Origin of the sequence: Microbacterium sp. NPDC091662 (assembly GCF_044756705.1) — a bacterium.
Lineage (GTDB): Bacteria > Actinomycetota > Actinomycetes > Actinomycetales > Microbacteriaceae > Microbacterium.
Map to the genome: position 1 here is coordinate 449,555 of NZ_JBIVTM010000002.1, position 22,400 is coordinate 471,954.

The 22,400-nt window shown below is 68.7% G+C and carries 22 protein-coding genes; 8 read left to right on the plus strand and 14 right to left on the minus strand.

Annotation, left to right across the window (positions count from 1 at the left end; translation table 11 throughout):
• Positions 1-3: 3 nt before the first annotated feature.
• From hrpB to ACIQLD_RS15445, 3 genes are all read right to left on the minus strand, one after another.
• A complete protein-coding gene (gene hrpB / locus ACIQLD_RS15435) occupies positions 4-2,559 on the minus strand; it encodes an ATP-dependent helicase HrpB (protein ID WP_402609317.1) in 2,556 nt (851 codons plus the stop codon).
• 197 nt (positions 2,560-2,756) lie between these two features.
• On the minus strand, positions 2,757-4,358 hold the full coding sequence (locus ACIQLD_RS15440) for an SPFH domain-containing protein (protein ID WP_402609319.1): 1,602 nt from the start codon (positions 4,356-4,358) through the stop codon (positions 2,757-2,759).
• A gap of 266 nt (positions 4,359-4,624) precedes the next feature.
• A complete protein-coding gene (locus tag ACIQLD_RS15445; protein WP_402609321.1) occupies positions 4,625-5,053 on the minus strand; it encodes a MarR family winged helix-turn-helix transcriptional regulator in 429 nt (142 codons plus the stop codon).
• 317 nt (positions 5,054-5,370) lie between these two features.
• Here ACIQLD_RS15445 and ACIQLD_RS15450 point away from each other — a divergent pair, with 317 nt between their 5' ends.
• Positions 5,371-5,895, plus strand: coding sequence for a VOC family protein (locus tag ACIQLD_RS15450; RefSeq protein ID WP_402609323.1), 525 nt, complete (start codon positions 5,371-5,373; stop codon positions 5,893-5,895).
• On the opposite strand, the gene ACIQLD_RS15455 is transcribed toward ACIQLD_RS15450, so the two are convergent.
• Positions 5,892-6,500 carry a hypothetical protein gene (locus tag ACIQLD_RS15455; protein WP_402609325.1) on the minus strand — a complete coding sequence of 203 codons (609 nt, stop codon included), beginning with the start codon at positions 6,498-6,500 and terminating at the stop codon, positions 5,892-5,894. The genes ACIQLD_RS15450 and ACIQLD_RS15455 overlap by 4 nt on opposite strands.
• Positions 6,497-7,024 carry a hypothetical protein gene (locus ACIQLD_RS15460; protein WP_402609327.1) on the minus strand — a complete coding sequence of 176 codons (528 nt, stop codon included), beginning with the start codon at positions 7,022-7,024 and terminating at the stop codon, positions 6,497-6,499. The genes ACIQLD_RS15455 and ACIQLD_RS15460 overlap by 4 nt, the downstream gene beginning before the upstream one ends.
• Positions 7,025-7,164: 140 nt before the next feature.
• On the opposite strand from ACIQLD_RS15460, the gene ACIQLD_RS15465 reads away from it, so the two are divergent.
• Positions 7,165-8,154: an SDR family oxidoreductase gene (locus ACIQLD_RS15465; RefSeq protein WP_402609328.1), complete on the plus strand. Its 990-nt coding sequence runs from the start codon at positions 7,165-7,167 to the stop codon at positions 8,152-8,154.
• 8 nt (positions 8,155-8,162) lie between these two features.
• Here the strand turns inward: ACIQLD_RS15465 and ACIQLD_RS15470 are convergent, their stop codons facing one another.
• The 3 genes from ACIQLD_RS15470 to ACIQLD_RS15480 all read right to left on the minus strand — a co-directional run bounded on the left by ACIQLD_RS15470 (position 8,163) and on the right by ACIQLD_RS15480 (position 11,422).
• The gene (locus ACIQLD_RS15470) at positions 8,163-9,269 is read right to left on the minus strand and encodes a fatty acid desaturase family protein (protein WP_402609330.1); all 1,107 of its coding nucleotides are present in this window, start codon (positions 9,267-9,269) and stop codon (positions 8,163-8,165) included.
• Between the two features lie 67 nt (positions 9,270-9,336).
• Positions 9,337-10,653, minus strand: a complete 1,317-nt coding sequence (locus ACIQLD_RS15475) for an MFS transporter (protein WP_402609332.1) — start codon at positions 10,651-10,653, stop codon at positions 9,337-9,339.
• On the minus strand, positions 10,646-11,422 hold the full coding sequence (locus ACIQLD_RS15480; RefSeq protein ID WP_402609333.1) for a DeoR/GlpR family DNA-binding transcription regulator: 777 nt from the start codon (positions 11,420-11,422) through the stop codon (positions 10,646-10,648). The genes ACIQLD_RS15475 and ACIQLD_RS15480 overlap by 8 nt, the downstream gene beginning before the upstream one ends.
• Before the next feature lie 206 nt (positions 11,423-11,628).
• On the opposite strand from ACIQLD_RS15480, the gene ACIQLD_RS15485 reads away from it, so the two are divergent.
• On the plus strand, positions 11,629-12,318 hold the full coding sequence (locus tag ACIQLD_RS15485; protein ID WP_402609335.1) for an HAD family hydrolase: 690 nt from the start codon (positions 11,629-11,631) through the stop codon (positions 12,316-12,318).
• An 80-nt stretch (positions 12,319-12,398) separates the two neighbouring features.
• On the opposite strand, the gene ACIQLD_RS15490 is transcribed toward ACIQLD_RS15485, so the two are convergent.
• The gene (locus tag ACIQLD_RS15490) at positions 12,399-13,361 is read right to left on the minus strand and encodes an arsenic resistance protein (RefSeq protein ID WP_402609339.1); all 963 of its coding nucleotides are present in this window, start codon (positions 13,359-13,361) and stop codon (positions 12,399-12,401) included.
• 113 nt (positions 13,362-13,474) lie between these two features.
• On the opposite strand from ACIQLD_RS15490, the gene ACIQLD_RS15495 reads away from it, so the two are divergent.
• The 3 genes from ACIQLD_RS15495 to ACIQLD_RS15505 all read left to right on the plus strand — a co-directional run bounded on the left by ACIQLD_RS15495 (position 13,475) and on the right by ACIQLD_RS15505 (position 16,771).
• Complete coding sequence (locus tag ACIQLD_RS15495) at positions 13,475-14,164, plus strand: GntR family transcriptional regulator (RefSeq protein ID WP_402609340.1); 690 nt, start codon at positions 13,475-13,477, stop codon at positions 14,162-14,164.
• 203 nt (positions 14,165-14,367) lie between these two features.
• Positions 14,368-15,396, plus strand: a complete 1,029-nt coding sequence (locus ACIQLD_RS15500; RefSeq protein ID WP_402609342.1) for a TerC family protein — start codon at positions 14,368-14,370, stop codon at positions 15,394-15,396.
• Positions 15,397-15,490: 94 nt separating this feature from the next.
• On the plus strand, positions 15,491-16,771 hold the full coding sequence (locus ACIQLD_RS15505; RefSeq protein WP_402609344.1) for a hemolysin family protein: 1,281 nt from the start codon (positions 15,491-15,493) through the stop codon (positions 16,769-16,771).
• Positions 16,772-16,832: 61 nt separating this feature from the next.
• Here the strand turns inward: ACIQLD_RS15505 and ACIQLD_RS15510 are convergent, their stop codons facing one another.
• From ACIQLD_RS15510 to ACIQLD_RS15530, 5 genes are all read right to left on the minus strand, one after another.
• A complete protein-coding gene (locus tag ACIQLD_RS15510) occupies positions 16,833-17,738 on the minus strand; it encodes an arginase family protein (protein WP_402609346.1) in 906 nt (301 codons plus the stop codon).
• A 40-nt stretch (positions 17,739-17,778) separates the two neighbouring features.
• On the minus strand, positions 17,779-18,687 hold the full coding sequence (locus ACIQLD_RS15515) for an SDR family NAD(P)-dependent oxidoreductase (RefSeq protein WP_402609348.1): 909 nt from the start codon (positions 18,685-18,687) through the stop codon (positions 17,779-17,781).
• A 25-nt stretch (positions 18,688-18,712) separates the two neighbouring features.
• Entirely contained in the window at positions 18,713-19,390 is a 678-nt protein-coding gene (locus ACIQLD_RS15520; protein ID WP_402609350.1) for a cation transporter, read from the minus strand.
• Complete coding sequence (locus tag ACIQLD_RS15525) at positions 19,390-19,725, minus strand: ArsR/SmtB family transcription factor (protein ID WP_402609352.1); 336 nt, start codon at positions 19,723-19,725, stop codon at positions 19,390-19,392. Before ACIQLD_RS15525 ends, ACIQLD_RS15520 begins: the two co-directional genes overlap by 1 nt.
• 79 nt (positions 19,726-19,804) lie before the next feature.
• Positions 19,805-20,353 carry a small multidrug efflux protein gene (locus ACIQLD_RS15530; protein WP_402609354.1) on the minus strand — a complete coding sequence of 183 codons (549 nt, stop codon included), beginning with the start codon at positions 20,351-20,353 and terminating at the stop codon, positions 19,805-19,807.
• 155 nt (positions 20,354-20,508) lie between these two features.
• Here ACIQLD_RS15530 and ACIQLD_RS15535 point away from each other — a divergent pair, with 155 nt between their 5' ends.
• Entirely contained in the window at positions 20,509-21,711 is a 1,203-nt protein-coding gene (locus tag ACIQLD_RS15535; protein WP_402609356.1) for a sensor histidine kinase, read from the plus strand.
• Complete coding sequence (locus ACIQLD_RS15540) at positions 21,708-22,310, plus strand: response regulator (RefSeq protein WP_402609358.1); 603 nt, start codon at positions 21,708-21,710, stop codon at positions 22,308-22,310. Before ACIQLD_RS15535 ends, ACIQLD_RS15540 begins: the two co-directional genes overlap by 4 nt.
• Positions 22,311-22,400 lie beyond the last annotated feature (90 nt).

Sequence of the window (22,400 nt, forward strand, 5' to 3'; positions counted from 1 at the left end):
CGCTCAGCGCGTGGCGCGATTCTTGGTGTGCTTGGTCGGCGTCGCGGCCCACGGGTCCTCGGGCCAGGGGTGCCGCGGGTAGCGCCCCCGCATCTCGGCGCGCACCTGTGCGTAGGGCCCTGACCAGAACGAGGCGAGGTCGTCGGTGACCGCGAGCGGCCGCCCCGCGGGAGACAGCAGGTGGAAGAGCACCGGCACCCGTCCGTCGACGAGGCGAGGAGTCTCCGCCCAGCCGAAACACTCCTGCAGCTTCACGGCGACGACGGGTCGTGACGTCGGGTCGCCGTCGGGTTCGGGGTAGGTGATGCGGACGCGGGATCCGCTGGGCACCTCGAGGCGCTCCGGCACGAGTTCTTCGAGTCGCACCGCTTCGGGCCACGGCAACAGACGACGAAGAGCCGCCAGCAGGTCAAGCCGCCCCGCGGGGGTGCCGGCAGCGAGGGCGTCGAGCTCGGACGCCAGCCAGGTGTCGAGTGTTTCGATCAGGCCGGCGTCCGAGACATCGGGCCACGGATCGCCCAACTCGCGCCGCAGCACCGCCAGTCGTCGGCGCAACGCGTCTGAGGTGTCAGACCAGGTGAACATGCCGAGTCCCTCACGTCGGAGCGCCCGGCGCACGGCATCCCGCCCCACTTCGACGGATGCCCGCACCGGTACCGATGTGCGCAGGATCGCACCGATCCGCCGCTCACGTCGGGCCTGGATTCGTCCTCCGATGAACTCGGCTTCGACGCGGTCGGTCATGAGGTGGTCGGCGGCATGCTCCATCTGCGCTTCGGTGAGCGCCGCTGCGGATCGGATGATCGCACCGGACCCTGCCGCCGCACGACCGGAGGAGCGCGTCACGTCGGCGACGGCGAGCCATTCGACCGCCGCGAGCGGGCCCGCCACCCCCGCTCGCGTCCCGGAGGCGAGCAGGAACGTCGCTCCGGTGGCGGTGCGCTCGACGCGGCGGGCGATCCGCCCGGGGAAAGCCAGCGCGACCACCAGGCCGACCCCGTCGAGATCCGCGCGGACCTCCGGGGTCGGACGTACCATGCGCTCGAGACGGTTGGCATCGTCGCGCCATCGGCGGGCGTCCGCGGTGCGCCCGCCGCGAAGCGCGATGAGGGCCTGAGCGACGTCGGCTTCGGGGATTCTCAGGTCGCCGCCGAGGAGCGCGACGACCTCGGCTGCGAGCCGACTGCCGACCGCCGGACTGCCGTCGCGCAGAGCACGGGCCAGCCGGGGATCGGTCGGGATGCGTGCCAGGGCGCGGCCCTCTGCGGTGGCGCGACCTTCGTCGTCGATCGCGCCGAGACCGTGGAGCACCGCGATGGCATCGGACAGGTTGTCGGCGGGCAACGGGTCGATCATCCGAAGGCCGGTTCCGCCGGGGGCGCCCCAGCACGCGAGCAGGAGGGCGGCATCGGCGAGGTCGATCACGGCGATCTCCGGCATCGGCCGGGCGGGAGCCGCCGCGTACGAGCGTTCGTCGACGCAGCGGACCACCGTTCCGGGGCCCTGGCGCGTGGCGCGTCCGGCCCTCTGCACACACGACGAGCGGGGTGCGGCGCTGGTGACCAGGCCCGTCATGCCGCGAGCGGCGTCGCGCTGCGGATACCGCGACAGGCAGGTGTCCACGACCAGACGCACACCCGGCACCGTGAGAGAGGATTCGGCGAGCGACGTCGTGACGATGATGCGCGGACGCTCCTGCGGCGTGCGGCCCCGGATCACGGCGTCCTGTTCGGCCGGGGGGATCCGGCCGTGCAGCTCCCGCACGTCGAACCTGTCGCTTGCGTCGCGGACGCGGCGAGCGACCTCAGACACCTCGCGGGCACCAGGGACGAAGACGAGCACGTCGGCATCGGGGACTTCGCGGACCAGATCGCGGGCTGCCGCTGCCGCGACCTCTGCGACGTGGTCGAGGAATCCCCACGTGACACCGCGTTCGTCGAGGCGGGGCACCGGGCTCGGGGCCCAGCGTTCGGTGAGTGGAAAGGCCGGGACGTCGTGGTCGACGATCGGGGCGGGCATCTCCTCCGTGGTGAGGACGGAGGCAATGCGTGCAGCGTCGAGGGTGGCGGACATGGCGACGACCGCGAGGTCGTCGCGCAGCTCACGCACTTCGGAGAGCAGGCCGATCAGAAGATCGGTCTCGAGGGCGCGCTCGTGCACCTCGTCGATGATCACGGCATCCACGCCCTCGAGCCCTGGATCGTCGAGCATGCGTCGGAGCAGCACGCCGGCGGTGACGAATTCGACCCGCGTCTCCGGACCGGCTGTGCGCTCGCCGCGGACGGTGAATCCCACGCGTGAGCCGAGTGGGGACCCGTCGAGGTGGGCGAGCCGGCGGGCGGCTGCGCGGGCGGCGACGCGGCGGGGCTGGGTGACGATCACCCGACCGCTGCGCCGCGAGGCGATGAGCGGCGGTACGAGTGTGGTCTTGCCCGTGCCCGGGGGTGCGGTCACGACGACCGATCCACTCGTGTCGAGTGCTGCCGAGACCTCGTCGAGCGCGGCCGCGAACGAGAGGCCAGCGCCGATGGCGGCGAGGTCGAAGGCGGCGGGGTCCATTCGTCCAGTCTGCCCGGTCGGGCGATGTCCGGAGCCGTTCACAACTCAGGAGGTCTGCGGGGAAGTCGACCGAGTGGGCCGTCCGGGAGCCGAAGGGGACAGGCGTCCTGAGTTGTGAACCGGCAAGAGGGCTGCCTGGCCGTGAAACAGCGGATGCCGCGACCGGATCGGCCGCGGCATCCACTGATGTGCGCTGTCTACTCCGCTGCGGGAGCCGCGGGTGCGGGCGGTGGCGGAGTCGTCGGCGTCGAGACACGCGGTGCGGGTGCAGGAGGCGTGGCCTCGGCGACCCCTGCGCCGAAGCCACGGCCGACGGCCTGACCCTGGATGATGCCCGCGAGGTCGAGCCCCGTCGCCGAGTGGACGCTGTCGAACACCGAGCGCAGAGCCTTCGCGCTGTCGGCTCCGACGACGTTCGAGGCGCCGTCTTCGCCCGAGCTGCCGATGATCGACACGTTGCCGATCGCCGCGTAGCCCTTGGAGAACTCGGCCATGATCGACGGCAGCACCTCGAGCACGCGCTGCGAGAGGAACGCGTCCTGGTTCGAGGCGATGGCCTTCGCCTCGGCCTCGAGAGCGGCGGCTCGCGCGTCACCCTCGGCGCGGATGGCGTCGGCCTCGGCGCTGGCGCGCAGACGGCGGGCTTCGGCCTCTGCTTCGGCCTGGGCGCGCAGGGCGTTCGCCTCACCACTCGCCTTCGCGATCGCGGCGGCGGCCTCACCGTCGGCGCGGGCCTTGTCGGCCTGAGCCTGCTGTTCGGCGATGCGGGTGCGGGCCTCGGCCTGCTTGACCTGCTCGATCGCGGCGGCCTCTGCCGCGCGCTCGCGCGTGTAGAGCTCGGCCTGAGCGCGGGTCTCGGCCTCGTACCGCTGCGCATCGGCGACGCGCTTGATGTCGGCGTCGAGCTGAGCCTGCTTGTTCTCAGCCTGCTGCTGCAGAACTGCCTGCTCGGCCTGGGCGCGCGCGAGCGCCTCGGCCTGCTCGGCTTCGGCGCGGGCGCGACCGATGCCGGAGTCGGAGTTGGCCGTGTTGGTGTCGAGCGCGGTCTGCTCGATCAGGTTGGCTTCCTGGTTGGCGATGTTCTTCTGGTTGATCGCACGGTCGGCGTTGGTCTGCGAGATCTCGGCAGACTGACGCTTCGCCTGGATCTCGGGGGCACCGAGCGACTGGATGTAGCCGACCTTGTCGGTGATGCCCTTGATCTGGAACGAGTCGAGGATCAGACCCTGCTCGGCGAGCTCCTGAGAGACATCGGCGGCGATCTGGTCGGAGAACTTCTTGCGCTCGCGCATCAGCTCGACGACCGAGAGCGTCGCGACGATTCCGCGGAGCGCGCCTTCGAGCTGCTCGGTGGTGAACTGCTCGATGGCCTTGTCCTGCGAGGCGAAACGCTCGGCCGCTCGCCGGACCAGGATCGGGTCGGAGCCGATCTTCACGATCGCGACGCCGTCGACGTTCAGCGTGACGCTGTCGAGTGACTGCGCCTCGGCGTTGAGGGAGACCTGACGCGAACGCAGGGAGATGATCTCGTGGCGCTGCGTGATCGGGTTGACGAGTGACTTGCCGTTCACGATGACCGTGACGGGCGACTCCGACATCTCGGATGTGCTCGATCCGTCGGCGGCGATGACCGCGCGCTGCACCTTCTGCTTGCGGCCCGAGATGACGAGTGCTTCGTCGGCTCGAGCGACCTTGATCCAGCTACGTGCGAACAGCAGCAGGATGAGCAGAACGACGACGGCGACGACGACCGCGATTCCGACGATGACGAGGATGCCGACGATTCCGGCGATCTCCATGAATGACCTCCCTGGTCCCCCCGAAGGGGCGGTCCCGAGCGCGCCGTGGTGCGCGCCTTCGCCCCCCACCCTGCCAGAAATGCAGAGAGGCCGTTCCGGGGGCATCGTGGTGGGCGGAAAACTCGACGTCGGGAGGAAGGTCTTCGGCCATACGTCCGCCCGACGAGGAGATCTCCTCCTGCGGGGGGGGGGGGGGGGGGCAGGGGCAGGGCCGCCTGGTCAGGGGGTGCGGGCAGGGGAGGTGGCGAGGCCGAGGGCGAGGGGCGTCAGCGGGTGCGGAGCTTCTCGGCGAGGTCGCGCAGGGCGCGCAGCTCGTCGTCGTCGAGACGGGACATGCGGTCGGCGATCGAGCGCCCGTGCACGGTGGCGAGCGAGCGGAAGGCCCGCGCCCCCTCATCCGTCGCCCGGATCAGTGCACCGCGCCCGTCGTCAGGGTCGGCGCATTTCGCCACGAGTCCACGCGTGACCATGCGATCGACCAGGCGCGAGACGCTGGGCTGGCTGATCAGCATGTTCGAGGTGATGTCGCGCAACCGCGCGGTCATGTCGGGGGAGCGGGTGACGGTGAGCAGCACGTCGTACTCTGCCTGCGCGATATCGCTGTGCTCGAAGTCGCTCATCATCTCGGTGAACAGCTCGTGCTGCGCGCGGAACAGGCTCTCCCAGGCCTCCAGGGCGAGCTTGCGATCGGTCATCCTCACAGAATAGTGCGAACAGTAAAGGGCCGGTCGGAGAGGCTCCCGACCGGCCCTTGTCCCTTGCACCAAGAGTGTCCTGCAATCACATGCGGTGAGTGCCACAGCAAACATTCACCGTGTGATCACTGTATAACGGCGAGATAACGAATGCAACGGTTTGATTACGGAACTTCTCCGAGATCGAACAGGCGGGCCGATGATTCGGCGGCGCATCGTCAGCACGAGGGCCGAGAACGCCACACCTCGGCGCGACGAGTGTCCGTGGTCCCTTCTACGGTGTGCCTCAATCGGAAGACCGGGAAGAGGGAAGAGCCATGACTGCATCCACGAGCGCAGCCCCGAACGGCTACACGAGCGTCGCCCCCTGGGTCGTCACCGACGACACCGGTGCGCTGCTCGACTTCATCTCCCAGGTCTTCGATGGTGAGGAACTGGCGCGGGTCGCCACGGAAGACGGTCTGATCGGCCACGGTGAGATACGCATCGGCGACACCGTCGTCCTGGCCTTCGACCGTCGACCGGAGTGGCCGGTGATGCCGAGTCTGCTGCGCGTATGGGTGCCCGATGCCGCAGGGGCCTTCGCGCGAGCGGTCGCTGCGGGCGCGAGCGTGGTCACCGAGCTCAGCGACAACGCCTTCGGCCAGCGCGGTGGGCGGATCAAAGACCCTTTCGGCAACATCTGGTGGGTCGTGAGCCATGTGGAGGAGGTCGATGAAGAAGTGATGTGGCAGCGGCTGCAGCAGCCCGAGTATGCCGACCAGATGCGCGTCGCGCAGGAGACGCTCGACGCCGAGCTGAGCGGTCGTGCGCACGGGCGCAGCAGCGCGCCGACGCGCTAGTCGGCGAACGGCTCACCCCGATACTTGCGGCACACGCCACCTGTCTCTTCGACATCTTCCGCGACGGCGACGGCGTCGACGACCGCGACGGCGGCGGTGCGCGTGCGCGGTGCGACCTGGCTCAGCGCGAGAGCACCGGTGCACGCGAACACGATCAGGTCGCCGGGGGAGAGCACCTTCGGCAGCCGGGCGTGCAGCCGTGTGTCGTCTTCGTCGGTGCGGAGGACCGTCTGCACCAGGTCTCGAGCCCGTGGAGTGCTCAACAGCTCGACATGGGTGACCAGCGGAATGATCGCACGGAGATCGCAGTCGACGGTCGCAGACACCTCACGATGCCATCCCAGGGGTTCCTCGCGCGCGGTGATCCGTGCCACCACCAAAGTCACGTGCGCGTCCGCTTCGGGATGCGTGGCCGACGCGGCGACCGGCGCGATCAGCACGCACGGCGTGTGTCGCTCCCGAGCGAGATCGGTCAGCGAGCGTCCGGCCACGACGATGTCCTGCGCGCCTATCACCGTGTCCGTCGGCCACAGCTGGCGCACGTCACGTCGCGGGTCGTTCCACACGAAGGCCGTCGAGTGCAGCACCGTGTGCAGGACGGTCATCGTGATGCCTCCGCGGGGAGTGCCACGGCTCCCGCAGTGCGCGGCCGGACGTTGCTCAGCGTCACCGCTCCGATGCAGGGGACGACCACGAGATCGCCCTCCCGAAGATCAGCGGGGAGGGGCACGATCGGGTGCGGCCAGGCCACGCCGCCGTCTTCGCCGGGGATCAGCTCGATACTCGTGGTCCGCGCAGAAGAAGCCCGGCCGATGAGGCGGCATTCCTCCCACGCGGCATCCACCCCGTCGAACGAGCAGTCCGTGAGCGCGATGCGCTTGTCTTCCTTGGTGTCGACGCGCAGTGTGATGCGGAACAGCAGCACGGTCACGTCGGTTCCCGCGGTCGGCAGCGGCAGGTCGCCTGTGAGCACCGCGGGTGATCCGCTGATCTCGAACAGTCGCATGAGCGAGATTCCTCCCACCACGACATCGTTCGTCGTCGGGTGCGTGTGCACCGGCCACCTCCATCGGTCGAGGGGAGTGGGAATGCTCTGTCGAAGGGTGGGGAGGATCTCGGTGAGGGTCATGACTCCGTCCTATGCCTCGGCGATCATGCCCAGGGAGGGGCCCTCACGGAAAGCATGCGCGTACGCGCGTATCGCTCACGGCGCACCCACTGTCTCGATACGACGCCGACCTGCTGCGGACGACATGACAGGATCAGGACATGAGCGCACAGGACATCCTCTTCATCGGCGGCAGCGGGGTCATCAGCGCGGCTTCCGTGCGACGGGCGGTGGAACTCGGGCATCGGGTCGCCGTGCTCAACCGTGGACGGTCCGACGAGCGGCCGCTGCCGGAAGAGGTGGAGCTGCTGCAAGGCGACATCCGTGACCCCGACGCGGTGCAGGCTGCGCTCGGGGACCGCGAATTCGACGTGGTGGCGCAGTTCACGGCCTTCACACCCGCCCATGTGCACGCCGACATCGCCCGCTTCGCCGGTCGGACAGGGCAGTACGTCTTCATCAGCTCCGCATCGGCGTACCAGAAGCCGCCGCTGCGCTTCCCGATCACCGAATCGACGCCTCTCCGCAATCCGTTCTCCGCGTATGCGCGTGACAAGATCGCCTGCGAGGACGCCCTCGCCACCGCGTATCGCGACCAGGGCTTTCCCGCGACGATCGTCCGTCCGTCGCACACCTACGATCGCACCAGCATGCCCACGCTGGCCGGATGGAACGACGTGGCGCGGATGCGCGAGGGCAGGCCTGTCGTCGTGCACGGAGACGGCGCGTCGCCGTGGACCATCACGCACTCGACCGACTTCGCGGTGGGGTTCGTCGGTCTCTTCGGTCGTCGCGACGTGCTCGGCGACGTCTTCCACATCATGGGGGACCACGCTCCGACGTGGGATCAGATCTACACCTGGTTGGGCGAGGCGGCCGGAGTCCACCCCGAACTGGTGCACGTGTCGTCCGACGCGATCGCCGCCGTCCGGCCATCGCTCGCGGCGGACCTGCACGGCGACAGGGCGCATCCGATGGTCTTCGACACCGCCAAGATCCGGCGCATCGTCCCCGAGTTCCGATCCCGGGTGCCGTTCTGGACCGGGGCGGAGGAGATCATCTCGTACCACGACGCCACCCCGGTCCGGCAGGTGGTCGACGCCGAACTCGACGCCGACCTGGACCGGATGGTCGCGACCGTCAGCGGCTAGCGCCCGAATCAGGGCCGGAGCGGCGCCCCGATGGCGAGCCGCTGATCCGCGAGAGGACAGCTGAAGACGTCGCGCTCGCCGAGTCCGACCCGGTTGATGTAGCGCACCACGATCGCGTACGACGTGAACAGGCCGACCTGCGTGTACTGCACGTCATGCTCCCGGCAGTACTCGGCGATGATCGGGGCAGCAAGACGCAGATGCGGGCGGGGCATCGACGGGAACAGATGGTGCTCGACCTGGTAGTTCAGACCGCCCATCGCGACGTCGAGGAAGCGGCCGCCGCGCACGTTCCTGCTCATCAGTACCTGTCGGCGCAGGAAGTCCAGGGTCATGTCCCGGGGCACGACCGGCATGCCTTTGTGGTTCGGAGCGAAGGCGATCCCCATGTAGAACCCGAACAGGCCCAGCTGCACCGCGAGGAACACGACGGCGGTCCCGGGGGACAGCACGATGAACACCAGCACCAGGTAGCCGATCATGCGGACGCTGAGGAACGTGATCTCGGCCCACCGGCGTTCGAGCCGGCCCCGCACGAACATCCGCCGCACGCTCGAGGCGTGCAGCGAGAGGCCTTCGAGGAGCAGGATCGGGAAGAACAGCACGCCCTGATGTCCGCGCAGCCACGTGATGACAGGTCCCTGGTGCCGTGCCGCGGCCTCGGGGGAGACGGCGATGACGGGGAGTTCGATGTCGGGGTCGGAGCCCAGCTTGTTCGGGTTGGCATGGTGGCGGGTGTGCTTGTGCTGCCACCATCCGTAACTCATGCCGACGAGGAGGTCGCCGAGGATGATGCTGATCCAGTCGTTCCATCGGCCGGACACGAAGATCTGCCGGTGCGCGGCATCGTGACCGAGGAACGCGATCTGGGTGAACACGATCGCCAGGACGGCGGCGGTGAACAGTTGCCACCAGGTGTCGCCGATCCAGAGGAACGCGAGCAGGCACACGCCCACGGCGATCGGGGCGGCGATGAGCTTCGTCCAGTAGTAGCCGTAGCGTCGGTGCAGCAGTCCTCGTTCGCGGACCTGCTTCGCCAGCTCGGTGAAGGTGCTCGATGCCCGAGACGCGCTGTCGCGTGGACGGGTGCGGACGGTCGGACGGATGACGTCCATGATGACCTCGTCTCCGGCGTCGCCCGAGGTGGGCGGCGGAGGTGTTGTTCTTCTCGCGGAGGGCCGTTCAGGGCGTCGCGTTCTGATCTTCGGTTGTGCCCTCTGCGGCTGACGGTACGCGCCCAACCTGGGTGCGCGTCCAGGATCGGGACGACTCCCCGCGGCTCATGATCAGCAGTCCGATCACCGCGACGGCGGCGAATCCCGCGGGGATCACGAAGACGAGCGGGAGACCGATCGCGGCTGCTCCGAGACCGCCGGCGAGCCCGCCGATCGCGGAACTGATCGCGGTCGAGCTGAGGAAGATCGCGGAGGCCGTCGCTACCGCGGTCGGCAGCAGACGCTGAGCGACGATGATGCCCAAGGCGGCGAAGACACCCCAGACCGCGCCCATCAGGATCTGTCCGGCGAAGAGCCCGGCGGCCGTGCCCGAGAACGCGAAGAAGAGGTTCGCACCGACGCCGCAAGCGGCGGCGAACGCCATCAGTCTGGTCATACCGACTCGCCGACCGACGACCACGGCGAGCGGCATCAGGGCGAGCTCGACCAGCGGCTGGATGCCGATGATCGCGCCGCTGACCTCGGGGGCCAGGCGCAGCTGCTCGTTCATGTACAGGGGAAGGTAGGCGTACTTCACCGACTCTCCGGCGTAGACGCAGATGTACAGCGCGGTGAATGCCAGCAGGGGCAGCATCGCGCGAAGGGAAGGTGCTGTCTTCGGTGCTGCGCCGGCGCCGGGAGTTTCGGGGGCTCCGCTGGGTGGCGGCGGGGTGCTGCGCAGGGTGCCGAGCGGAAGGATCTGGGCGAGGGTGGCGATCGCGACGAAGATCAGCATCGTCCGATAGCCCGCGTACGCCGCGAGGAACGAACCGAGGACGGGGCCGATCACCCATCCGGCGGTGAGGGCCATGCGCACCACGGCGACGACGCCGTCATCCGCGGCGGTCGGCTCGGCGGTGAGTTCGTCATGGATCGCGGCGAACAACTGCGAAGTCGCCGCGCCGGCGAACCCGAGCACCACTGCGCTGATGACGAACGGCATCCACAGTTCGGTGGAGTACGCGATACCCAGCCACCCGGCGAACCCGGCGACAGCGCACAACCGGAAGAGTCCGAGTCGACGGCCTGTGCGGTCGGAGCGTGCGCCCACCAGGTAGCCGGCGACAGGCGCCGTGAGGCTGGTCAGGTAGTAGAGGCCGGCGACGGTCAGCGAGGCCCCGAGCTCCGTGACCAGGAACGACGCGATGAGCGGCGCGGCTGCCGACATGCCCAACCCCGAGAGGAAGAGCGCGAGCGTCGACGCCCGATACAGCGGATGCGTCAGGACGACGCGGATGGTCGAGGCCTTCGCCGTTCGCGTCGCCGCGCCGCTGTCGTCACTCACCCGACGCTCCCGCCGCGACGATGACCTCGACACCGGCAGCACGGAGCTCGTCGAGCACGTCGGTCGGGGCGGACGCATCGGTGACCACCACATCGACGTCGGTGAGGCGGCACACCACGGACATCGCCGACCGGGCGAACTTCGCGCCTTCGGCGGTGAGGACGACGCGACGTCCGGCGGCGATCATCGCGCGCTTCGCCGCGGCGTCGTCGAGATCATAGGCGGTCACGCCTGCGTCGACGGCAGCGCCGCAGCAGCTGAGGAACACCGTGTCGAAGCGGAGGTCGCGCAGGGAGTTCTCGACCAGCGGGCCGACGATCGACCCTTCGTCCGGGTGGACCGACCCGCTCGGCAGGATCACTCTGGCGGCCCCGCCACGGGTGAGGATCTCCAGCGCCTGCACGCTGAACGGCATGACGGTGAGGCGTCGCGAGGCCAGCTGCTCGGCGACGGCGGCACCGGTCGTGCCGCTGTCGACGCACACCGCCTCGCCGTCGATGACCAGTCTCGCCGCTGCTTCGGCGATGCGCTCCTTCGCGTCGGACGCTTCGAGGCGACGCATCGAGTAGGGAAGACCCTCGCCGCGCAGTCGCACGCTCACAGCTCCGCCACGCACGCGCCGGAGAACGCCGGCCTGCGCGAGCTGGTCGAGGTCGCGCCTCACGGTGACCTCGGACACGGAGAACTCGGACGCCACGTCGGCGACGCTGACGCGACCGCTGGTGTACAGGGCTTCGAGGATGGCGTCGTGCCGTGACAGTCCGGTCATCGCTCAAACATACACAATCTTGTTTCATTCGGACAGCATGAAGGCGATTTCGAAGGATCTGATGGTCCGCTTCGGAGCCTGCACGAGAGTCCCGTGGCGAAGAATTCAACGATTCCGTGTGGCAGTGGCCTCAAGTAAACGAACATGTATATCTCCGTTCGATCATGTAGCGTGTGCGTTCTGAGATTCGGACAACGGGAGGCACCATGACCACGCATCTGCTCGTGGATTTCGGGGAGGTGATCAGCGAGCCGCAGCCCGTGGCCGCGGTTCGGGGGATGGCCGCAGTGGTGGGGATGCCGACGGCGACGTTCCGCGAGCGGTACTGGGCATCCCGCGAACGCTACGACCGCGGGCTCCCCGCGCAGGAGTACTGGGAGGACGTGGCCGGACGCGGGGTGCGAGGGGGAGAGCTGCTCACTCTGCGCCGGCTCGACATCGAGAGCTGGACGCACCTCAACTTCGCGACGATTACGGCGCTGCGCATCGCGCATCGTCGTGGCGCGCAGCTCACCCTGCTCTCGAACGCGCCGAGCGATCTCGCGGACGAGGTCCGAGGTTCGGCGGTCCTCGGTGAGCTCTTCTCGCTGATGGTGTTCAGTGCAGAGCTGCGCCTCGCCAAACCGGACGGGGAGATCTTCGACACCGCCCTCGCGCTCGCCGAAGTCGAGCCCGGGGCCACCCTCTTCATCGACGATCGGGCCGAGAATCTCGAATCGGCCCGGGGCCGGGGCATCCGCACCCATGAGTTCCGCACGGCGACCGCCCTGCACGATGAACTGACGGCAATCGATCTCGGGACTCCTCTCCGGGGGTTTCGAACGACATCACCCGGATCGAGACTCGGCGCGAAGCATCCGTTCCACCGAGTGGATCGTCCTCGACGGCGGGGATGACGCGGATTACGGAAGCGCAGCTGTCGGAGTGCGTCCCGACAGTGCTCGACGGTCCGCCGGGGCGATGATCGTCGCGGCGCTCAACGCTGCCTGACCAGGCGGGGGATCACCGCGACCATCGCCACCATGACGATCAGCTCCACCATCGTCTGCGTGACGACGACGAGCGGCGTGAGCGTGAACGCATCGGGCAGGGCCAGCGCGAGTGGGAGCACGACGAGCGAGTTGCGCGTGACGCCGCTGAAGACGACCGCACGGCGGCCCGGCACGTCCAGACCGGCGATCCGCGCGAGGAGCGCGCCGAGGGGAGCGGCGATCACGGCGAAGGCCGCGAAGATCGGCACCGTGAGGAACAACCGCCCCCACGCGTCGCCCACGGCGAACACCTGCGAGGCGACGACGGCCGCCAGGGTGAGCATCATCAGCGGCACCATCGCCGTGGCGGACCCGCTTTCGATCACACGGGCCGCGGCGAACCTGCTCGCGAGCACCTGGGCCAGTGCGGCGAGTGCGAGCGGCAGCGCGATCAGCAGCAGGAACGCGTCGATGAAGGGCCGCGGCTCGACGGCGGGCACCGCATCCGTTCCGAGGAAGACGGAGAGATAGACGGGGAGCAGTGCCATCTGCAGCAGCATGAGCAGAGGCGTCGCCGCCAGAAGCCGGGAACGATCGCCGCCTGCCAGGCCCGTGAAGACGATCACGTAGTCGACGCACGGGGTGAGCAGCACGAGGAGCACCCCCAGCAGGATCGCCTCGTCGGCCGCCACCACTCTGCTCACTGCGAAAGCCAGTGCCGGCACCACCACGAAATTCAGGATCAGAAGCGTGCCGAGGAACCGCCAGTCGGCGAATGCCCGTCCGATGCGCGCGAACGGCACACCCAGGAACGTCGCGAACAGCAGAACGCCGAGGAGCGGAGTGATCGCCGACTCCCACACGGGCGCCGTCGCCGGGGCCAGGAGGCCGACGAGCGCGCCGATGGCGATCGCCACCAGGTACAGCGTCACCTGATGCCGTTCTCCCCACGCCGTGAACGCGCGCACGGTCACCTCCACGACCCCGTATCATCCCGGCCGTTACGCCGGATGCGATACATTGCAGTGTAGGTAGAACTTCAGGCTCTACTGCGATTCGTGCTCGAGTGGAGGACAAAGCGGTGGCACTCTCAGGCGGACCCCTCGAGCGCAGATCGATGAGTGACGAGGCGTACAACCGGTTGCAGGATGCGATCATCAGTGGCGAGCTGCGCCCGGGTGAGCGTCTGCGCGACTACGAGCTCGCGGAGCGCCTCGGGACTTCGAAGACCCCGATCCGGCACGCCCTGGACCGCCTCGCCGACCACGGTCTCGTCGAGATGCAGCGCAATCGATACACCCGCGTCGCTCCGATCGATCTCGATCAGGTCCGCAACGCCGTCGACCTCTTCGGAGACATCTGGATCGGCTCGGTGCGTCACGTGATGCCCCTGATCCAGGACGACGACATCGCCTACCTCACCGATCTGGCCGATGAGATGGCCGCCTCGGTGAAGGCGCGCGACGTCGCGGGGTTCGGCATCGCCCTCCGCGCAACCGCCACAGGGTTCGCTCGTATCGAGGGCAACGCGTCGCGCGCCGGCATCATCGAGCGTCTCGGACCGCAGATCCGGAGGTTCAGCCAGCACTCGCGGGATGCGTTCGACTGGGAGGTCGTCGGCGCGTTCGTCGTGTCCCTTCGGGAGGCGATCCTCGAGCGCGACGCGGTGAAGACCCGCGCCGTCCTGGTCACCTTCTTCGACGAGGTGCTGCCCGCCATCATCGATCGCGCCCAGGAGCAGGAACTCATCCGCTCCGACATCCAGGACTAGCGGAGGGCGCGCGGATCGCTATCGGCAGATCCACAGGAAGAGCAAAGCCTCTTCTCCTAATCTGAAGACACCCAAGGGGAGTACTCCGGCACGGTGGGGTCGTCATTACGGATGCACGTCGCATCCCGGGCCACCGGTTCCATGTTCCATGGAATGGAGAAGACTTTGGCGGTACTGTCGTACCCCGAGTCTGGAGTCCTCATTTGGATATCACCCCCCTGATCTGGATCATCACGATCGCGATCACGATCGCCTTCTTCGTCTACGAGTTCTTCGCTCACGTGCGCACACCGCACGAGCCGACGATCGCGGAGTCGGCGCGTTGGTCGATCTTCTACATCAGCCTCGCGCTGCTGTTCGGCGTCGGTATCGGCGTCTTCTCCGGGTGGACGTTCGGCGGCGAGTACTTCGCCGGGTATCTCACCGAGAAGGCCCTGTCGATCGATAACCTCTTCGTCTTCCTCATCGTGATGACCGGTTTCGCCGTGCCGAAGAAGTACCAGCAGAAGGTGCTGATGATCGGCATCGTCATCGCGCTGATCCTGCGAGGAATCTTCATCGCCGTCGGCGCGACGCTCATCGAGAACTTCTCGGCGATCTTCTACGTGTTCGGCGCGCTGCTTCTCGTGCTCGCCTATCGTCAGGCGTTCAGCAATCACGAGAGCAACCCCGCGAACGGGCGCTTCATGACGTTCGTCCGTCGGCACCTGCCCGTCAGCGAGGAGTACAACGGCGACCGGCTCACGGTCGTGAAGAACGGCAAGCGCTTCGTCACGCCGATGCTCCTCACCATCATCGCGATCGGCTTCATCGACCTGGTGTTCGCGGTCGACTCGATCCCCGCGATCTACGGTCTCACCGACCAGGCCTACATCGTCTTCACGGCGAACGCCTTCGCGCTCATGGGACTGCGACAGCTGTACTTCCTCATCGGCGGTCTGCTCGAGCGCCTCGTCTACCTGGCGCAGGGCCTCGCCGTCATCCTCGGATTCATCGGCGTCAAGCTGGTCCTTCACGCCCTGCACGTCAACGAGCTGCCGTTCATCAACGGGGGCCAGGGCGTCGAGTGGGCGCCCGAGATCCCGATCTGGTTCTCGCTGCTGTTCATCGGCGCGACCATCGCGGTGGCCACGGTGGCGAGCCTCATCAAGACGCGCCGCGCACCGGGCGAGCCCTCCCACGACATCTCATCCGCCGATACCACCACCACAACCAAGAAGGAGCACTCTTGAGCGCGCAGCGCTGTTCTGACTCTTCGGACTCTGACAGTACGAGCGCCCGGTTCATCCCGGGCGCTCACCCCACCACAGACGAGGCGGCCCGCTGATGGGCGACCTGCTCTGGAACATCGCTCTCGTCTTCGCGTTCGTGCTGATCGGCGGTGTCTTCGCTGCGACGGAGATGGCGCTGGTCACGCTGCGCGAAAGTCAGATCAACGCGATCGGTCAACGCGGGCGGCGTGGGGCGAAGGTCGCCGCCCTCGCCCGCAACCCCAACACGTTCCTCTCGGCCGTGCAGATCGGTGTGACCGTCGCCGGGTTCGCCTCGGCGGCGTACGGTGCGACGTCGATCGCCCCGTCGCTGGCGCCGGTGCTCGAGTCGTGGGGCCTCGCCCCCGCTCTGGCACTCACCGTCGCGACCCTCGTGCTCACGCTGGTGATCGCCTACCTGTCGCTGGTGCTCGGCGAGCTGGTGCCCAAGCGTCTGGCGATCCAGCGCAACGCGCAGTTCGCCTACGCGGTCGCGCCCGCCCTCAACGGGTTCGCGACGGTCATGCGGCCGGTGATCTGGCTGCTCTCGGTCTCGACGAACGCCCTCGTCCGGCTGCTCGGCGGCGATCCGCACAAGACGAGCGATGAGATGACCGACGAGGAAGTGCGCGACATCGTGGCGAGCCATCAGGGGCTGCCCGATGACGAACGGCGCATCCTCGATGACGTGCTGTCCCTCCGCGGGCGACAGGTCAGCGAGGTCATGCGACCGCGCCCCGAGGTCGTCGCCCTCGACGAGGCCGCGAGCGTCGGCGAGGTGATGGCGCAGGTGCGCGACCTTCCGTTCTCGCGCTACCCGGTCTCGGAGACCTCGATCGACGACATCACCGGATTCGTGCACGTGCGTGATCTGTTCGAGGCCGCATCCGACGATCCGGAGCGTCCGCTGAGCGCGCTGATGCGCGACATTCCGTACATCCCCTCGACCGCGCGGGTACTGCCGACTCTGACCCGCATGCGGGCGGAGGGGCATCACATCGCGGTGGTCGTCGACGAGTACGGCGGCACGGACGGTCTCGTGACCCTGGAAGACCTCGTGGAAGAAGTCGTCGGCGAAATCTTCGACGAGTACGACGCAGAGGTGTTCATCTCTGCGGACGACGGCATCGACGGGCGGCTCAACCTGCAGGACTTCGAAGAGGCCACGGGGCTGGCGATGCCGCGCGGCTCGTCCGACACGATCGCCGGGTTCGTGACCGAGCAGCTCGGACGTCTCGCGGTCGTCGGCGATATCGTGGAAGTACCTGGAGCCACGATCCAGGTCGCCGAGCTCGATCGACGACGCATCGCCCGTGTGCGGGTCATGACCGAATCCGTCACCGAGTCGGAGGCGTGAGTCCGGGCGGTGCGAGTCCGGGCGGTGACTGCCGGGAGCGTAGCTGCCGGGAGCGTGGCTGTCAGGGTCGCGCGACCCGACTGCCCAGCTCGCCGAGACCCGCGGTGAGCACCTCGACCAGCAGGCGGGCGTAGCGTCCGTCGGGGTCGAGCTCGGGGTCGAAGACCGTGATGGAGGCGCCGATCGCGCGCGGCGCGAGTTCCCGCAGCAGTGCGGTGAGCTCCGCCGCGCCGATCCCGCCCGCATCAGGACTGTCGACCGCGGGCATCACACTGGGGTCGAGCACATCGACGTCGAGTTGCAACCAGTAGTCGTCCCCGGCCACGGCGGCGCTCGCGGCACCCACGCGAGCGGCGCCGAGCGAGGTGACATCGGCGGCGGGAGTGACCCTGCCGAGGACGCCACGCACCTCTTCCTGATCTTCATCGTCGGCGCGGTGACCGATGTGCGCGGTGCGCTCGGCCGGGAAGAGAGGACCGAGTCCGTCGATGTCGGCGATCGCCGGCCAGTGTCTGCCGACGGCCGCGGCGAGGGCCTCGCCGGCCACGCTCGCGCATTCGTCGCTGTTGCCGGGATGGCGGAAGTCGGTGTGGCCGTCGATGTGCACGAGGCCGACACCGCCGCGGCGTGCGGTCGCGAGGCCTGCGCCGAGGAGGATCGCGCAGTCGCCGCCGATCACGAGGGGAGCCTCACCGCGGTCGATGGCTGCGCCGATGCGCGTGGCGAGGCGCCGCGAGTGGTCGATCATCGCGCTCTCGTTGCGCACGCGGCCGGCCGGCCTGGTGCCGTCGTCGTCGACGTAGCGGCCGGCGAGAACGACGCCGGAGTCGGAGGCGCCGAGCTCGGCGAAGCGCGCGAAGAGGCCGGCATCGCGCAGTGCCTCCGGTGCCTTGGCCGCGCCCGGTACGCTCCCGGGCTCCGGCGGGCGGAGGCCGAGATTCGACGGGGCGGCGAGCATCGTGATCATGACCACAGCATGCCGCGGGGGTCGGACATTCCGACCCGGATCATGCGGGGAAACGCACCCCGGTGAGGCGCTCTGCCGTGGCCCACAGCTGCGCCCCGATCGCCGCGGAGCGCACCTCATCCGATGCGGTCACCCGTGCCGGCGCTCCACGGAACTCGAGCAGTCCGCCCGGGCCCCAGTAGTCGCCGTCGACGACATCCGCGGCGGTGGCCGCATGCACGATCGGGAGGGCCCCGCCGTCCTTGCCCTGCACGAGTGCACGGGTCGGGGCGGACAGGGCTCTGACGAAGCCGGACACCTCGGCGAGGCCCCGGCGCGGGGGAGTGAGCGGATCGACCGCGTAGCCCGGGTGCGCACAGACCGCCGCGCGCGACGAGGCGGACCACCGACGCGCCAGCTCGAAAGCGAAAGCCATCAGCGAGGCCTTCGACCGTCCGTACTGGCGCAGCGAGGAGCCGCTCCATGGGGCGTCGAGGGTGGCGGCGTCGAGATGGGCGAATCGGTGCGCGATCGAGCCGACGGCGACCACCCGGGCATTCGGGGCGAGCAGAGGCTCGAGCTGTGCCACGAGTGCGAAATGCCCGAGGAAGTTCGTGCCGACCATGAGGTCGAAGCCGTCGCTCGTGCGCGCCGAGCGGTCCGCCGCCTTCACCCCCGCGTTGCAGATGACCGCATCGATTCGCTCGCGCACCTCTGCAGCGGCCAGGGCGATGCTGCCGAGCGAGCCGAGGTCGAGTACCTGCACGCGCAGGTCGGCATCCGGTACCCGGCTTCGGATGGCCGAGACCGCGGTCTCGGCACGTTGGGGGGAGCGGCAGCCCAACAGCACACGGGCCCCACGTGCGGCGAGCTGCTCGGCGCACCAGTATCCGATGCCGGCGTTCGCGCCGGTGACCATCACCGTGCGTCCGCGCAGGTCTGCGGGCGACGGGAGGGGAGCGGCATCCATCCCCCCAACCTAGGCGCTGTTCGCGTCAGTGGTCGTGGTCGTGGTCGTGGTCGTGGTGTTCGTCTTCGTCTTCCAGGAGCATCCCGACGGAGGTCGCGCAGGCATCGCCCTTCCACGCCTCGATCCCCTCGCGCACTGCGAAGGCGGCGATCACGAGACCGGCGACGGCATCCGCCCACCACCACCCGAGCAGTGAGTTGGCCACCAGCCCGATCAGCACGGCGGCGGAGAGGTACGTGCAGATGAGGGTCTGCTTCGAGTCCGCGACCGCGGTGGCCGATCCCAGTTCCTTGCCCGCGCGTCGTTCCGCGAGGGAGAGGAAGGGCATGACGGCGACACTAACTGCGGTCAGGACGATGCCGACCGTGCTGTGCTCAGGCCGTTCGGCCGTGACGAGCGCGGTCACCGAGGTGGCCGTCACGTAGAGAGCGAGTGCGAAGAAGGCGACGCCGATCACACGCAGGGTCGGCTTCTCCCAACGCTCGGGATCGCGGCGGGTGAACTGCCAGGCGACGGCGGCCGCGGAGAACACCTCGATCGTGGAGTCCAGCCCGAAGCCGATGAGCGCTGCCGACGAGGCGACCGAGCCGGCGGCGATCGCTATGACCGCCTCGATCAGGTTGTAGCCGATCGTGATGCCGACGATGAGGCGGATGCGGCGGTGGAGGGTCTCGCGACGTGACGCGGTTGCGATGGTGGTCATCAGCAGGTGCAGCCTTCGCCCGAGCAGCAGTCCGGTTCGACGATGAGGGTGACCCGCATGAGCATGTCGAGGGCCGGAGCGAGGTGGCGATCCGCGAGTCGGTAGCTGCTGCGGCGTCCGTCGGGGACGCTCTCGACGAGCCCGCATCCGCGGAGACACGCGAGGTGGTTCGACATCGCCTGCCTCGAGACGCCGAGGGATTCAGCGAGGTCGGCGGGATAGTGCGGTGCTTCTCGCAGCGCGAGCAGGACGCCGGCGCGGGTGGGGTCGGACAGTGCATGCCCGAGGCGGGCGACGGCGGCCGTGTGAGTGAAGGAGGCGAGAGCGGTGGTCACGCCTCCACTGTACAGAAAAGGTTGAATACAGAAAAGGCTGAACTCAAGAGATCTTGAATTCAGCCCGTTCCGTGGGAGATCAGCGGATCGCGTACACCGCGCTTCCGACGATGACGGCCACGATGGTGGTCCAGCCGATGATCGCCAGAGCCTGCCAGAAGAGGATGCGCGCCCTGCCGATGCCGGATGCCGCGAGCATCGTCGCGGTGAACTGCGTCGGCAGCAGGAGCGGTCCGAGCAGGCTGACCCCGGGAACGCCGTAGCGCTCGAACGCGCGCTGGAACTTCTCGCGACGCGCGGTGCGCCGACCCGTGACGGCGGCATCCGCGGCCGGCTCGTCGATCGTGCCGCCGCCGGCACCGACGAGCGCCGCGGTCTTGGCGCGGGAACGGTTCACGACGGCCTGCCTGGCTCCGGAGCTGACCAGCACCACCACCAGCACGCAGAGGAAGTTGCCCACGATCGCGGCGATCGCGGCGATCACCGGAGAGATGCCGCCGATGATACCGATGCTCACCGCACCCTCGCCCTCGATGAAGGGGATCGCGCCGGCGAGGGCCACGATGAGAGGCTGCACGAGCTCGGGGACCTGGGCGACCAGGTTCTGGAAGGTCTCGATGAGGTTCATGGGATGCTCCCGGTAGTCGGTGCGAACGGAGTCTCCGCCGCGATGACTCCAGTCCAGCCGAGTGCTCGCTTCGGCGGCAGTGTCGGCACGTCACCGGTTCCCGGGTGGATCGCACACCGCATCCGTGACAACTGTCACGGCCCTATCGTGGGAGCGTGAGCAGCGTTCCTCCCGACTTCAGCGCCGAACCGGCCCCCGGCTCCCGACAGCTCGCGAGGGGGATCACCGCGACCTGGTGGTACACCGTGACGGCGGTGCTGTTCATCGAGTTGATGCTCGTCGGAGCGTGGACCGGAATCGCCGCAGCGGTCGACTTGCGCGGCGGCATCCTGCTGTTCGTCGGTCTCGGCGGCGTGGCCTGGTGCGCGTCGACGCTGATGCTGCTCCTCGACTACCGTCACCACATCGATTCTCGACCCGGTGTGGCGTGGGGTCGCCTCGCGGTTCCGTTCCTCGTCGCGATCGGCTACGGCGTCACGGCGGGTCTGCTCGTGGGCAGTTGGCAACTCGCCGCCATGCCGGTGGTGCAGTTCTTCGTGCTGCTGAGCTGGCCTCGTGGAGTGCGCGTGCGCGTCGTCGCTGCGGCGACCCTCGTGCTGGTCGCGCTGGCTCTGGTCGATTCCACGACGAGCGGACTCGGCGGGGGCCTTCCGTGGTGGTTGCCGGTCGTCTACGGAGCGATGCTCCCCGGGATGAGCGTGAGTTCGCTGTGGTGGTGGGATGTGCTCGTCACCCTCGACCGCGCTCGCACCTCGGAGGCGAAGCTCGCAGCGACCCAGGAGCGTCTGCGGGTCGCGACCGACGTGCACGATCTGCAGGGGCACCATCTGCAGGTCGTCGCTCTGCAACTGGAACTCGCCGAGAGACTCATGCCGCAGGACTCGGCAGCCGGCATGGAGCAACTGCGGGCCGCGCGGGCGAGCGTCGACGATGCACGACAGGGAACCCGTGACCTCGCTCTGCGGTTCCGCTCCGTGCCGTTGGGCGACGAGATCGCGAATGCCCGTGACCTGCTCCGCGCCGCCGGACTCGACGTGGAGGCGCTGATCGCCGAGGATTCCGATGCCGCTCCCGCGTCCGCTCTCGGACCCGTCATCCGCGAGACGACGACCAACGTGCTCCGCCACGGCGGAGGGCGCAGGGCGCGACTCGAGCTCGCCCGCGTCGACGGCGGGTGGCGGTACGTGATCGCCAACGATGTCATCGTCGGCGACGTCGTTGAGGGCGTGGCGGGCTCAGGCCTCGACGGCATCCGGCGCCGCATCGATGAAGCGCAGGGCTCGCTCGTCGTGGACCGGGATGCGGAAGAGTTCACGGTCGCGGTGACCGTGCCGGCGCAGGCGGAGGAGGGGCGATGATCCGTGTGCTGATCGCCGATGACGAGGCGATGATCCGATCCGCGCTCGCCGCGTTGCTGCGGCTGGAAGACGACATCGAGGTCATCGCCGAGTGCGAGGACGGTGAGCAGGCGGTCGCCGAGGCTCTGCGACTGCAGCCCGATGTGTGCCTGTTGGATCTCGAGATGCCCGGACTCGACGGTGTGCAGGTGGCCGAGAAGCTGCACAGGGTGCTCGCGACGCGGTGCGTGGTCGTCACCCGTCACGCGCGTCCCGGCGTGCTGCGCCGGGCCCTGGCCTCCGGCGTCTCCGGCTTCCTGCCGAAGTCTCGTGGGGCCGACGAGGTCGCCGCGGTCATCCGCCGGGTCGCGGCAGGGGCGCGCTATGTCGATCCGGAGATCGCCGCCGACGCGCTGAGCGACGAGCGCTCGCCACTCACTGATCGCGAGCTCGACGTGCTGCGTGCCGGTCGGCGCGGGGAGACGACGGGGCAGATCGCGCGTGCGCTCTCTCTCGCCCCGGGGACGGTGCGCAACCACATCTCCGTCATCCTCGGAAAACTCGCGGTCGGCACACGTCAGCAGGCCGTTCTCATCGCCGAGGAGCGCGGCTGGATCTGACGGCCGATATGCTGGCAGGCATGGGAACCATATGCGCAGCGCCCACGATGGGGCGCACCCTCGTGTTCCGCGACCGCCGCGCCTGACGGC